10 protein-coding genes are annotated in these 12383 nt (G+C 42.1%); 9 read left to right on the plus strand and 1 reads right to left on the minus strand.

Going from position 1 to position 12383, the window contains the following annotated elements; all coding sequences use genetic code 11:
* Window positions 1-63: 63 nt before the first annotated feature.
* From OSCIL6407_RS0125915 to OSCIL6407_RS0125955, 9 genes are all read left to right on the plus strand, one after another.
* Window positions 64-1455, plus strand: coding sequence for a nicotinate phosphoribosyltransferase (locus tag OSCIL6407_RS0125915; RefSeq protein ID WP_007355993.1), 1392 nt, complete (start codon window positions 64-66; stop codon window positions 1453-1455).
* An 82-nt stretch (window positions 1456-1537) separates the two neighbouring features.
* Entirely contained in the window at window positions 1538-2140 is a 603-nt protein-coding gene (locus OSCIL6407_RS0125920; RefSeq protein WP_007355992.1) for a nicotinate-nucleotide adenylyltransferase, read from the plus strand.
* Window positions 2098-2826 carry an NUDIX hydrolase gene (locus OSCIL6407_RS0125925; protein ID WP_019487852.1) on the plus strand — a complete coding sequence of 243 codons (729 nt, stop codon included), beginning with the start codon at window positions 2098-2100 and terminating at the stop codon, window positions 2824-2826. Before OSCIL6407_RS0125920 ends, OSCIL6407_RS0125925 begins: the two co-directional genes overlap by 43 nt.
* Before the next feature lie 205 nt (window positions 2827-3031).
* On the plus strand, window positions 3032-4762 hold the full coding sequence (locus OSCIL6407_RS0125930; RefSeq protein ID WP_019487853.1) for an NAD+ synthase: 1731 nt from the start codon (window positions 3032-3034) through the stop codon (window positions 4760-4762).
* 197 nt (window positions 4763-4959) lie between these two features.
* Entirely contained in the window at window positions 4960-5244 is a 285-nt protein-coding gene (locus tag OSCIL6407_RS0125935; RefSeq protein WP_007355990.1) for a BrnT family toxin, read from the plus strand.
* Between the two features lie 4 nt (window positions 5245-5248).
* Complete coding sequence (locus OSCIL6407_RS0125940; RefSeq protein WP_019487854.1) at window positions 5249-5458, plus strand: hypothetical protein; 210 nt, start codon at window positions 5249-5251, stop codon at window positions 5456-5458.
* A gap of 242 nt (window positions 5459-5700) precedes the next feature.
* The gene (locus tag OSCIL6407_RS38195; protein WP_007355988.1) at window positions 5701-6618 is read left to right on the plus strand and encodes a DUF192 domain-containing protein; all 918 of its coding nucleotides are present in this window, start codon (window positions 5701-5703) and stop codon (window positions 6616-6618) included.
* 179 nt (window positions 6619-6797) lie between these two features.
* Window positions 6798-8789 carry an adenylate/guanylate cyclase domain-containing protein gene (locus tag OSCIL6407_RS0125950; RefSeq protein ID WP_007355987.1) on the plus strand — a complete coding sequence of 664 codons (1992 nt, stop codon included), beginning with the start codon at window positions 6798-6800 and terminating at the stop codon, window positions 8787-8789.
* A 54-nt stretch (window positions 8790-8843) separates the two neighbouring features.
* A complete protein-coding gene (locus OSCIL6407_RS0125955) occupies window positions 8844-11672 on the plus strand; it encodes a CHAT domain-containing protein (RefSeq protein ID WP_019487855.1) in 2829 nt (942 codons plus the stop codon).
* 199 nt (window positions 11673-11871) lie between these two features.
* On the opposite strand, the gene OSCIL6407_RS0125960 is transcribed toward OSCIL6407_RS0125955, so the two are convergent.
* Window positions 11872-12375 (minus strand): hypothetical protein, encoded by a 504-nt coding sequence (locus OSCIL6407_RS0125960; protein WP_007355985.1) that lies wholly within the window; start codon window positions 12373-12375, stop codon window positions 11872-11874.
* Between the last annotated feature and the right edge of the window lie 8 nt (window positions 12376-12383).

Genomic DNA, 12383 nt, shown 5'->3' on the forward strand with positions numbered 1-12383 from the left:
GACTAGACAGATTTGGTATATTTCACTATAATTAAAAAAACCAAGCTTGCAGGGATTTGTCCCATGAAAACTGCCACTGAAAGCGACACGACCATCGGCTTGACCGCTGGGGAAGACCAAGAATTAACGCTTTCCCCACAGGATTATAGTCTGTTAACTGACCTCTACCAGTTGACGATGGCGGCTTGTTATGTGGGGGAGGGGTTGGAGCGACAGCAGGCTAGCTTTGAGCTGTTTGCTCGCAGGTTCCCAGAAAATTTTGGCTATTTGATTGCGATGGGTTTAGCCCAAGCATTGGATTATTTAGAGAAATTCAGCTTTAGTCCAGCACAGATTGAGGCTTTGCAGTCTACGGGAATTTTTGCGAATGCTCCTGAGCGATTTTGGGAGTTGTTGGCGACGGCCCGCTTTACTGGCGATGTTTGGGCGGTTCCAGAAGGGACGGCGGTGTTTGCAAACGAGCCATTGCTGAGGGTGGATGCTCCTTTGTGGCAAGCTCAGCTAGTGGAAACTTATTTGCTGAATGCGATTAACTATCAGACTTTGATTGCGACGCGATCGGCTAGGCTGCGCGATGTGGCGGGGCCGCAAGCTCAACTGCTGGAGTTTGGGACGCGCCGCGCTTTTGGCCCTCAAGCTTCTATTTGGGCGGCTCGTGCGGCCTTGGCTGCGGGTTTGGATGCGACTTCTAATGTTTTGGCAGCTTTGAAGTTGGGCCGCAAACCTGCGGGTACGATGGCTCATGCTTTGGTGATGGCGATCGCGGCTGGTGAGGGAAGCGAGGAGGGGGCGTTTGCGGCGTTTCACCGATATTTTCCGGGTGCGCCCCTGTTGATCGATACTTACGATACAATTGCTGCGGCGCGTCAGTTGGCGGAACGGGTAAATCGGGGTGAAATGCGACTGGAAGGGGTGCGGTTGGATTCGGGGAATCTGGTGGAGTTGTCGCGGGAAGTGCGATCGCTACTTCCGGGAGTGCCGATTTTTGCTAGCGGCGATTTGGATGAGTGGAAAATTTTTGAGTTGAAGAATTTGGGTGCTTGCATTGATGGCTATGGGTTGGGAACGAAACTGGTAAGTGGAGAGCCTGTGAATGGTGTTTATAAGTTAGTAGAAATTAATGGAATTCCGGTGATGAAGGAGGCTAGTGGGAAGGCGACTTATCCAGGCCGTAAGCAAATTTTTAGATATTTGCAAAATGGCCAAGTGAGGGGAGATTGTTTGGGATTAGTAACGGATGTTGTTAATCAGTCTTCTGTTCCGTTGATGGAATTAATGGTTAAGGATGGCGAACGGGTGCGGCCGGTAGAAAGTTTAGATGCGATCGCGCAGAGAACGGCCGCTTCTGTGGCTAGTCTTCCCGCTGAAACTCGCCGCTTAGATAACCCAATATCCCCGGTAGTAGAAATTTCGCCAGAGTTAGAAATTCTCACTCAACGAACAAAAAAGCGATGATTGTTAACAGTTAACAGTTAACAGTTAACAGTTAACTTTAATTAGCGATTAGCAATTAGCCATTAGCCATTAGCCATTAACAATGAAAACAATCGCTTTATTTGGTACAAGTGCCGATCCGCCCACTGCGGGACACAAAACTATTCTTAGTTGGCTTTCTCAACATTTTGATTGGGTAGCAGTTTGGGCCTCTGATAACCCTTTTAAATCTCACCAGACATCATTAGAACACCGTTCAGCGATGTTGCTGCTAACAATTCAAGAAATTAATTCGCCCAGAAATAACATTTGCTTGCACCCAGAACTTAGCAGTCCTCGGACGCAAGAAACAGTGGAAAAGGCAAAATTGATGTGGGGAGATGCCGATTTAACAATGGTTATCGGTTCTGACTTGGTAACGCAGTTACCACGCTGGTACAAGATTGAACTATTGTTAAAACAAGTGAAGTGGCTGGTAGTACCGCGTCCCGGTTATCCACCGGAAGAGATAGATTTGAGACAGTTGAGGCGAATGGGTGCGGAAGTTGCGATCGCATCTTTGACTGGCCCAAATGTCTCTTCTACAGCTTATCGTGAAAAAGGAGACACGGAAGCCCTAACGCCTCCCATTGAAGCTTATATCCACAGGGAGCATTTGTACGCATGGCTGGACGAGGCGAAAAAAAGAGTAAAAGTTACTCACTAGCAGACTTCAAAGTAGGAGTCGATAACGTGATTTTCTCAGTCGATACTGTACAAAATCGCCTGCTAGTTTTGTTGGTAATGCGGCAAGATGAACCTTTCTTAGATCATTGGAGTCTTCCGGGTACGCTGGTGAGGGAAGGAGAATCTCTTGAAGATGCAGCTTATCGGATTTTGGCCGAGAAAATCAGAGTAAAAAATCTGTATTTAGAGCAATTGTACACTTTCGGAGATCCGGGGCGAGATCCTAGAGAATTTACCAGGGGTGTTCGCTATCTTTCTGTAAGTTATTTTGCTTTAGTCAGGTTTGAAGAAGCGGAATTAATTGCTGATGGTGTGAGTGGAATTGCTTGGTATCCAGTTAAACAAGTACCGCAGTTAGCATTCGATCATAACCAAGTTTTAGAATATGGTTATCGCCGTTTGCGTAACAAGCTTGAATACAGTCCAGTTGCTTTTGAAGTATTACCGGAGGTCTTTACTTTGGGTGAGCTTTATCAACTTTACACTACTATTCTAGAAGAAAATTTCTCCGATTATTCTAATTTTCGCGCTCGGTTGTTAAAATTAGGTTTCTTATCGGATACTGGGGTAAAAGTGTCGCGAGGCGCTGGTCGTCCCGCTAGTTTATATCGCTTTGATAAAAATGCTTTTGCCCCTTTTAAGGATAAGCCGTTAGTGTTTATTTAGTCGTAAGTCTATTGGCTATAATACGAAAATATAGTTTTGAAACACTCTCGACATTCGGCGATTGAAATCGCTACTAAACAAACAAAGTCCGCCTACGCGGACTAAAAAATAAAGGGGATATTTAAGCCGGAGTTGGTATGCTTAAAAAAGCGGTTTGAACCGCTATTAAGGGAGTTCAACTAACAACTAACAACTAATAATAATTATGAAAATTGCAATTGCACAACTCAATCCTACTGTGGGCGATTTAACTGGCAACGCAAAACTAATCCTAGATGCCGCTAAAAAAGCGGCTGACGCTAATGCGAACCTGCTGCTAACGCCAGAACTTTGTTTAGTTGGTTATCCGCCGCGCGACTTATTAATTAATCCCGGTTTCATCGAAGCTGCGGGCCAACAATTACAGCAATTAGCACAGAATTTACCGCAAAATTTGATTGTCTTAGTAGGAACTGTAATTCCTAATCCCCACGCTGGGAAACAGGGCGGGAAGCCGTTATTTAATAGCGTTGCTTTGCTAGAAAATGGGGAAGTTAAGCGAATTTTTAATAAACGCTTGTTGCCTACCTATGATGTTTTTGATGAAGACAGATATTTTGAGCCTGGTGAAAAGAGCGAATATTTTACTATTGGAAAACATAAGATCGGCGTGACTATTTGTGAGGATTTGTGGAACAATGAAGAGTTTTGGGGAAAAAGGAGTTATGCTGGCGATCCTTTTTCTGACTTAGCCAAAATGGGTGCAGATTTAGTAGTGAATTTATCAGCTTCCCCTTACAGCGTTGGTAAACGAAAACTCCGAGAGGCGATGTTACGGCATAGCGTTACTCGTTACGGCAAACCTATTATTTATGCTAATCAAATAGGTGGAAATGACGATTTGATTTTTGATGGTAGTAGTTTTGCTTTAAATCGGTTGGGTGAAGTTGTTTGTTCCCTAACTGCTTTTGAATCTGATTTTGTATTGTTAGAATATGATGAGAATCAGCGAGATTTGTTGCCTAATGTAATTAAACCTCTCCCCGAATCTAGCGATGGAGAAATTTGGGAAGCGCTGGTTTTGGGAGTGCGAGATTATGTCCGCAAGTGCGGTTTTTCTAAAGTTGTGCTAGGTTTAAGCGGTGGGATAGATTCAGCTTTGGTAGCTGCGATCGCAACTTTTGCTCTGGGTGCAGAAAATGTCTTAGGCGTGCTCATGCCTTCCCCTTATAGTTCCGATCATTCTGTTAAAGATGCTGAAGAATTAGGTAAAAATCTCGGCATTACTACAGAAATCATCCCTATCGGCGAATTGATGAAAGTTTATGACAAAACTTTAGATCCTTTGTTTGCAGAGACAACTTTTGGGCTCGCAGAGGAGAATATTCAATCGCGGATTCGCGGTAATTTGTTAATGGCCATCTCTAATAAATTTGGGCATCTCCTACTTTCGACGGGCAATAAGTCAGAAATGGCTGTGGGTTATTGCACGCTTTACGGTGATATGAATGGCGGTTTAGCTGTAATTGCCGATGTTCCGAAAACTCGCGTCTATTCGCTGTGCCAATGGTTGAATAGTGGAGAATTGGGAACAACATTCCTCCCCTTACTAAGGGGGGGCAGGGGGGGTGGAATTACCAATTACCCTAAAGAGATTATCCCCGTCAATATTATTACTAAACCACCAAGTGCTGAATTGAAACCGGGGCAAGTAGATCGAGATTCTTTACCACCTTATGATGTTCTGGATGATATTCTACACCGATTAGTTGAAAAACACGAATCAGCTCAACAGATTATAGCTGCTGGACATGATGAAATGGTGGTTAAGCGTGTAGTGCAGTTGGTGATTAGGGCAGAGTTTAAGCGGCGACAAGCGCCTCCAGGGTTGAAAATTAGCGATCGCGCTTTTGGCACTGGTTGGCGAATGCCTATTGCTAAAACTTGGGTTCAGTAAAAATAGGCAAGATACCTGTTTTACAGGCTGCAATCAGTTATGGATGATCTATAATAGGATGTGTGGAGTAGAAAGGAAGTTGAACTATAAATTAAATTATTACCAGACCAAATAGGAGGATCAATAGATTGCTATTGTCAAAATTCCCAAGGATGGTTTAATGACTGAGGATAAAGATTGGATGACCTTTTGGCAGAATGAATAAAATAATATTTCAATGGGATGAGCAAAAAAACAAAATTAATCAACAAAAGCATGGTATTTCTTTTGAAGAAGCTGAATCAGTTTTCTTTGATGACTATGCCCTTCAATTTTGGGATGAAGATCATTCCCACGAAGAAGAACGTTTTTTACTTTTGGGCATAAGCTCTAAAATGAGAATATTAATTGTAGTTCATTGTTTTAGAGAAGAGGATTCTCTCATTAGAATTATCTCAGCAAGAAAAGCAACTAAAAATGAAAGTCAAGAATATAGGAGATAAAACAATGGAACCGGAATACGATCTTTCAAAAATGAAAAAAAGACCTAATCCTTTTGCTAAACAGTTAAAAAAACAGGTCACGATTTCTCTCGGAATTGATGTAATTGAATATTTTGAAACTATGGCTCAGGAAAAAGGTATATCTTCTCAGGAACTAATTAACCTTTATTTGCAAGATTGTGTTGTTTCTAAGCGGAAATTATCTCTAAATTAGCCTACCAACAACCACAGAAATCGGGTTTTTACTTAGAGACTGTTGGGGAAAACCAGATATCTCTAAAAAAATTGGTTTATCAAGGAAATCCGAGCACATTTTCTCTAGATACAATCCCAAAAATAATCTCTCTTCTTGCCGGATTTCCTTACAAAAATTTTCTGAAGAACTGCCAGCTTTGAATTAGGGTATAGATTAGGAAATATTGTATAATAAACCCAAAATCTAACATCTAAAATAGAATGACTAATATTGATGGTACTCCTAGTTTTGATTTTTTACAAGGAACTCTCAACAACGACACTTTGAGAGGACTTGCAGGTAACGATACCATCCAAGGTTTAGGGGGAAATGACTTAATTTTTGGCAATCAAGACAGCGATTCCGTCATAGGTAATGAAGGTGCAGATACTCTTTTTGGCGGACAGGGAAATGATACCTTTTATGGCAGTGAAGGTAACGATATAATTAATGGCGATCGCGGTCAAGATTTCCTGATTGGTGGCGAAGGCACAGATATTTTAACTGGTGGTGTCGGTGACGATCTATTTGTCCTCGACACCGCAGGCGCATCTAGCTTAGCTGATGCAGATAAAATTACCGATTTTGGCAACGGTAACGATCGCCTAGTTTTGACAGGCGGACTGAAGTTTAACGACTTAGATATTTTTTTGACGGAGGGTAATGCAGTTGTGAAAGATCGGCTTACAGGCAAATATTTAGCAGTTTTACAAGGTGTTAACAACCTAATAGATTCAAATTTTATCTCCTTGATTGGTGGCATAGAACAAGGTCAAATTTTACCAGTTTCTACTACTACCAATATCTCAGGTAATGCGATTGGATTGGAAGTAGCGCAGACTCCTATTGAACAAGCGATCGGTTTAATGTACCGCAGTGAATTACCCGATAATCGGGGGATGTTGTTCCCCATTGAACCGCCACGAAATGTTAAATTTTGGATGAGAAACGTGCCGATCGCATTAGATATGATTTTTCTTCGGGAGGGGGTAGTGCAAGCTGTAATCGCCAATGCACCGCCTTGTTTTGCTGAATCTTGCCCTACTTATGGGCCAGATGCGATCGTTGATGGAGTGATTGAACTCAGGGGAGGGAGGGCGGCAGAATTAGGGTTGAAAGTAGGCGATCGCGTTTTTTAATGGGAAGATTTTTTTATAGGATTTACTTCCTTCTTCCTTCTTCCTTCGTCTAAGTAGGTGGACATAAATAAACGCTATAAATTGTAAGGTGGGCGCTCGCCGTAACCATCTTCTTCTATGAGTTACAGGTTTTTTGCGGCGAGCGCCCACCCTACGTTTAATTATGTCCGACTACTTATATGAGCATCGCCAAACCCCCACTCCGAAAATTCCGGCTCCGCACCAGCGTTGTGTTGCCCTTTGTCCTGCAAATTGTGGCTGCTGTTGGGTTTGTTGGTTATCTCTCCTTCCGAAATAGTCAACAGTCAATTAACGAGTTGACCTTCCAACTTAGCAATAAAGTTACTGGTCAAATCGATCGACATCTGGAAAGCTATCTAGAAAAACCTCATTTATTGCAGGGGGTTTTGGCCTCAGCATTTCGCAATGGTAATTTAGACCCAAATGATTTTCAGGCTCTAGAGCGACAATTTTGGTCAGATATTAAACTAACAGATTCAGTTGACTACATTTATCTTGGCAAAGACAACGGCGATTTTATCGGAGTGCAGCGATACCTTGATGGTAAATTAGTAGTTAAGTTTCGCGATCGCACGACGGATTCTAATCGAGTAGTTTATGAGATCGAGCAACCGGGCGATCGCTTTGAGCAATTGCAATCTAAGCCCTACGATCCGCGCGATCGACCTTGGTATACTGTTACTATGGCTGCTAAAGCACCAACTTGGACTCCGATTTTCACCTCAAAAAATTTGGGCGTTTTACAGATTTCTCCTACTACTCCTGTCTACGACTCCCAAGGGCAATTGGTGGGAGTTTTGTCTACAAATTTGCTGCTAGCACAACTAAATCAATTTCTTAATGGCTTATCTATTAGCAAGTCGGGTGAAGCTTTTATCATGGAGAGATCGGGAGATTTAGTCGCCAGTTCAACTTCCGAAATTCCTGCGGTTAAAGTTCCGGGAAAAGAAGAGCCAGGGCGCTTGAAGGCTTTGGATAGCAAGGAACCCATCATTCGATTCACTGCTCAAAAATTGCAAGAACAAAGCAATACTTTGAACCAAATTCAAAAACCTCAGCAATTTCAGTTTGTGTTAAATGGTAAAACGCAACTGGTGCAGATTTCTCCACTACAACAGGTTAAAGGATTGGATTGGTTGATTGTGGTTGTGATTCCCGAAGCAGACTTTATGGCTCAAATTTATGAGAATACTCGTAACACGATATTGTTTGTAATAGTAGCATTGGGAATTGCGATCGCCATTGGCATTCAGACGGCTAATTGGATTACTCGTCCGTTGCTACGAATGTCCCAGGCATCAACAGAAATTGCCCAAGGAAATCTCGATCAACAGATAGAAACCAGTCCCATTCTAGAAATTGATATCTTAAGCCATTCTTTTAATGATATGAGTAGGCAATTGAAGGATTCTTTTGCTGCTTTACACCAAAGTCAAGAAGAGTTACGCCTTGCCAATGAAGAGTTAGAAAATCGGGTAGAACGGCGCACGGCTCAATTACGTAAGGAAAAAGAAAGATCGGAACAACTATTATTAAATATCTTACCATCTGAGATTGCGGAACGCTTGAAAAAAACGAACGAATCTCCGGCAGAACACTTTGAGGAGGCGACTATTTTGTTCGCTGATATTGTTGGCTTCACCAGCCTATCATCCCGCATGGAACCGATGGAGTTAGTCGGGGGACTTAATCAAATTTTCTCTGCCTTCGATCAGTTGACAGAAAAGTATAATCTGGAAAAAATCAAAACTATTGGTGATGCCTATATGGTAGTAGGCGGATTGCCTCTTCCGCGTTCAGATCATGCTACGGCAATTGCTAATATGGCATTAGATATGCAGGCTTATATGCAAAGTCTAGATAGCATTTTTGGGGAATCTTTGGAAATACGTATTGGCATTAATAGCGGGCCAGTTATTGCTGGAGTTATTGGTATTAAGAAATTTATCTACGATCTTTGGGGAGATGCTGTTAATGTGGCTTCTCGGATGGAATCTCATGGCAAACCTGGTTATATTCAGGTGACAGAGGCTACTTATGCTCATTTGAAAGATGATTATATACTGGAATCAAGGGGTACGATTGCTGTGAAAGGTCGGGGAGAAATGACGACTTACTGGTTAGTGGGTAGGCGATCGATTGAATGTTAATAGTTGAGGCAGGTTCTGGTTTGATTGTGATAATTGTGATAGGATTAGTAAATAATGGTTCTCTCGGCTAATCTCTCCCTACGCAATATGGATCAACTACGCCGCCAAGCTTATCTTAATCTGATTGAATTGCTACTGAATTGCCCCAATGGGGAAGAAAAGCAAATTTTGCAGGCAAACTCTGAGTTAGTTGATGCGGGGTTGGTACAGGTAATGCTAGAGAGGGCAAACAATCTGAGAACTGATAACTACCTGGATGATGCTAATTCTTTAATGACTCTTGCAGGGCATCTAATGGGTAGTTATGGCAATACAATGGTAGAGAAATTGTCACCCTCCATTTACCTTAAATTTTTAACGGAAGTGTTGCAGGTAACTTTAAAGGGCAAGGGCGATCCTAATGTAATTTATCCCCTGCTGCGGGATAATCTCAACTTAGTTAATGATAATTTGGCTGTGGCGTTGCGAAATTGGGCGAGGGAAACTTTGCCACACTCAGATAGCCAAGAAATCCGCATTTCTATAATAGAAGTTGTTGGCAATTTTTGCAATGCAATCCGGCAATTTCCTTTAGGCAGCAGGGCGAGTAATTTAGAAATTGCCATTGCAGGTTATGAAGTTGCCCTGACTGTTTTTACCCGTCAAGAATATAGTAAAGATTGGGCAGCGACTCAAAATAATTTGGCGATTACCTACAACAACAGAATCAGAGGCGAAAGGGCGGATAATCTAGAAATGGCTATTTCCGCTTATAGGGAAGCTTTGTCAGTTGACACCCGCGAGACATATCCTGAAGATTGGGCAATGACTCAAAATAATTTGGGGACTGCCTACGACCAGAGAATCAGAGGGGAACAAGCCCAGAATTTGGAACTGGCGATCGCCGCTTATTTGGCATCATTGGAAATTCGCACTCGCGAGAAATTTCCTGAAGAATGGGCAATGACTCAAAATAATTTGGGGAATGCCTACCGCAACAGAATCAAAGGCAAAACAGACGATAATATAGAACTGGCGATCGCCGCTTTTGAGAAAGCGTTGGAAGTTTACACCTGCGACACATTTCCTAAAGATTGGGCAAGGTGCCAAAATAATTTGGGGCTTGCCTACAGCAACAGAATCAGAGGCGAAAAAGCGGATAATCTAGAAATGGCGATTTCCGCTTATCATAAAACTTTATCAGTTTATACGCGCGAGGCATTTCCAGAAGATTGGGCAATAACTCAAAATAATTTAGCGAATGCCTACAGCGGCAGAATCAGAGGTGAAAAAACGGATAATCTAAAAATAGCAATTTCCGCCTTGCAAGCAGCTTTATCCGTTAGCACTCGCGAGGCATTTCCGATAAATCATGCTAAAACTTTATATAATTTAGGACTTGCCTACCGAAATAATTCCCAACTCCCAGAAGCTTACAATACCTTGAACACTGCAATTGAGACAGTCGAATCAATGCGGACTGAAATCATTAGGGGCGGCGAAGCTGACAGACAGAAATTAGCTGAAGAATACAATAGAATTTCTCATATAATGGTGGAAGTTTGCCTAGAAATGCAAAATAAAACCGCCGCCCTAGAATACATCGAACGCAGCAAAACCCGAAACCTAGTAGAATTGTTTTACAATGCCCGCAGTGTCCAGAAAAATGGACAGCCGATTAGTTGTCAGGAAATTCGCACTCTGTTAGGTGAAGATGAAGCAATTTTGGAATGGTATATCACCTTTAACGGCTTTAAAGTTTTTATTATTACCAGCAACTCCACCCAACCTGATATCTGGCACTCTTCAGATCAAGACTTGGACGCACTAGAGGAGTTTCAGCAGGAATATATCAATGAATACATCTATCAACGTGACAACTGGAAAAAACAGCTAGAAACCCGCCTGAAAAAATTAGCAGAAATCTTACACATAGATGAAATAATTTCTCGCCTCCCGGAAAACTGCCAGCGATTAATATTAGTTCCCTTCCGATATTTGCACTTGTTACCGCTTCATGCCTTAACCAGCCGCAGACTAAGGCAAAATGTAGAAGAAACTGGCTGTCTCCTCGATCTTTTCCCTGGCGGTGTGAGATATACTCCCAGTTGTCAGATATTACAATTATCTCAGCGGGTAAATCCGACTGGGGAAGAGTCATCACCCACAAGATTGTTTGCCATTCAAAACCCGCCTACTCAAAATCCAAAAGACGATTTACCATTTGCTGATATCGAAGTTGAAGCAATTGAAAAAGCCTTTAATTATGCTAAAGTTTTGATTCGGGAAAAGGCAACTAAAGCAGCATTGCAGGAACAAATTAAAGGCTTGCAAAATCCCTACATCGCCCACTTTGCTTGTCATGGCCGTTTCAACTTTACAAATCCTCGGAAATCAGCTTTAATCTTAGCTAGAGTGAAGAGGGCTACCGATAACGTTAACTTGGACGACATCACAGACTTGACGCTGGAAGAAATCTTTAATTTGCCACTGAGTAAGTGCAGTTTAGTAACCCTTTCTGCTTGCGAAACTGGCTTAACGGATATTAGAGATACCACTGATGAGTATATCGGATTGCCTAGCGGTTTTTTATCTGCGGGGGCTACAAGTGTGATCAGCACTTTGTGGGTGGTGGATGATGTATCTACGGCGATTTTGATGATCAAGTTTTATGAACTTTTACTGTCTGAAAGTCGGTCGCCGGTGGCCATTGCTTTGCGGGAGTCGCAGTTGTGGTTAAGGGGGGCAAGTGTGCAAGATTTGCTAGATTGGGCTGATAGTTCAAAGTTACTGGATAGCCAGAATCGAAAGAGGATTAAAAAGAGATTGAGGGGTTATAAACCGGAGTTTCAATCTTTCCAAGATCCTTTGTTTTGGGCGGCTTTCTGTGCCGTTGGACAATAAATGTTAGGGTTTCATGGTGGGTGGGGGCGGGTTTATTTAAGCTGTCGATTTTATTTGAGATTATTGGCGAACCCGCCCCTACAAGTTTGTCGAAAATGAGGCAATATTTCTGGTTAAATAGATATAATTTCTGTAGGGGCGGGTTCACCAGTATCTTTAATCTCCCATCTCAAAACTTCATAAACCCGCCCCGCCCATACTATGAAACTAAAACCTCTCCAACTAATTTTTGAAATTGTCCAGTTTGCAAATTTAAGCTGAAGCGATAGCCCTCCACCAATTGAATCACCAAATTATTGCCGATCGTAAAAAATTGTTCAGGAAAATCTGGCAAGCTGCGATCAAATCTGAGGGAACCATTTGGATTAAATAATAATATCTCATTTTCAGTCAAAACAGCAGTAACTTTTTGAATAACTGCCATCTGAATTAAGTTAGCAGTAAGAGGCATCGCCAAACTAAGGCGGCCACTTTCTAGGCAAATTGCTACTAATTGCTGATCGATGCCAATCCAAAGCATTTTTTGATCGCTTGAATACTCAATACTTAACTCAACTAATTGACTCCGCCAACTTAGCCCATAATATCCCAAAACTTCCCCCAAATCAAGACGAGCAAATTTTTGAGCATATTGGTGACAAATGATTTGCCGAATGGCTGGGATTTGGTCAAATTCTGATTTGCTAATCGTTTCAATCTTCATGGTAGCTT

The sequence above is a fragment of the Kamptonema formosum PCC 6407 genome, from assembly GCF_000332155.1.
In the GTDB taxonomy this organism is placed as follows: Bacteria; Cyanobacteriota; Cyanobacteriia; order Cyanobacteriales; family Microcoleaceae; genus Kamptonema; species Kamptonema formosum.

Excerpts from the sequence above, each read along its gene's own strand:
- OSCIL6407_RS0125915 (WP_007355993.1), top strand. The coding sequence starts at position 64 with ATGAAAACTGCCACTGAAAGCGACACGACCATCGGCTTGACCGCTGGG.
- OSCIL6407_RS0125920 (WP_007355992.1), top strand. The coding sequence starts at position 1,538 with ATGAAAACAATCGCTTTATTTGGTACAAGTGCCGATCCGCCCACTGCG.
- OSCIL6407_RS0125925 (WP_019487852.1), top strand. The coding sequence starts at position 2,098 with ATGGCTGGACGAGGCGAAAAAAAGAGTAAAAGTTACTCACTAGCAGAC.
- OSCIL6407_RS0125930 (WP_019487853.1), top strand. The coding sequence starts at position 3,032 with ATGAAAATTGCAATTGCACAACTCAATCCTACTGTGGGCGATTTAACT.
- OSCIL6407_RS0125935 (WP_007355990.1), top strand. The coding sequence starts at position 4,960 with ATGAATAAAATAATATTTCAATGGGATGAGCAAAAAAACAAAATTAAT.
- OSCIL6407_RS0125940 (WP_019487854.1), top strand. The coding sequence starts at position 5,249 with ATGGAACCGGAATACGATCTTTCAAAAATGAAAAAAAGACCTAATCCT.
- OSCIL6407_RS38195 (WP_007355988.1), top strand. The coding sequence starts at position 5,701 with ATGACTAATATTGATGGTACTCCTAGTTTTGATTTTTTACAAGGAACT.
- OSCIL6407_RS0125950 (WP_007355987.1), top strand. The coding sequence starts at position 6,798 with ATGAGCATCGCCAAACCCCCACTCCGAAAATTCCGGCTCCGCACCAGC.
- OSCIL6407_RS0125955 (WP_019487855.1), top strand. The coding sequence starts at position 8,844 with ATGGTTCTCTCGGCTAATCTCTCCCTACGCAATATGGATCAACTACGC.
- OSCIL6407_RS0125960 (WP_007355985.1), bottom strand. The coding sequence starts at position 12,375 with ATGAAGATTGAAACGATTAGCAAATCAGAATTTGACCAAATCCCAGCC.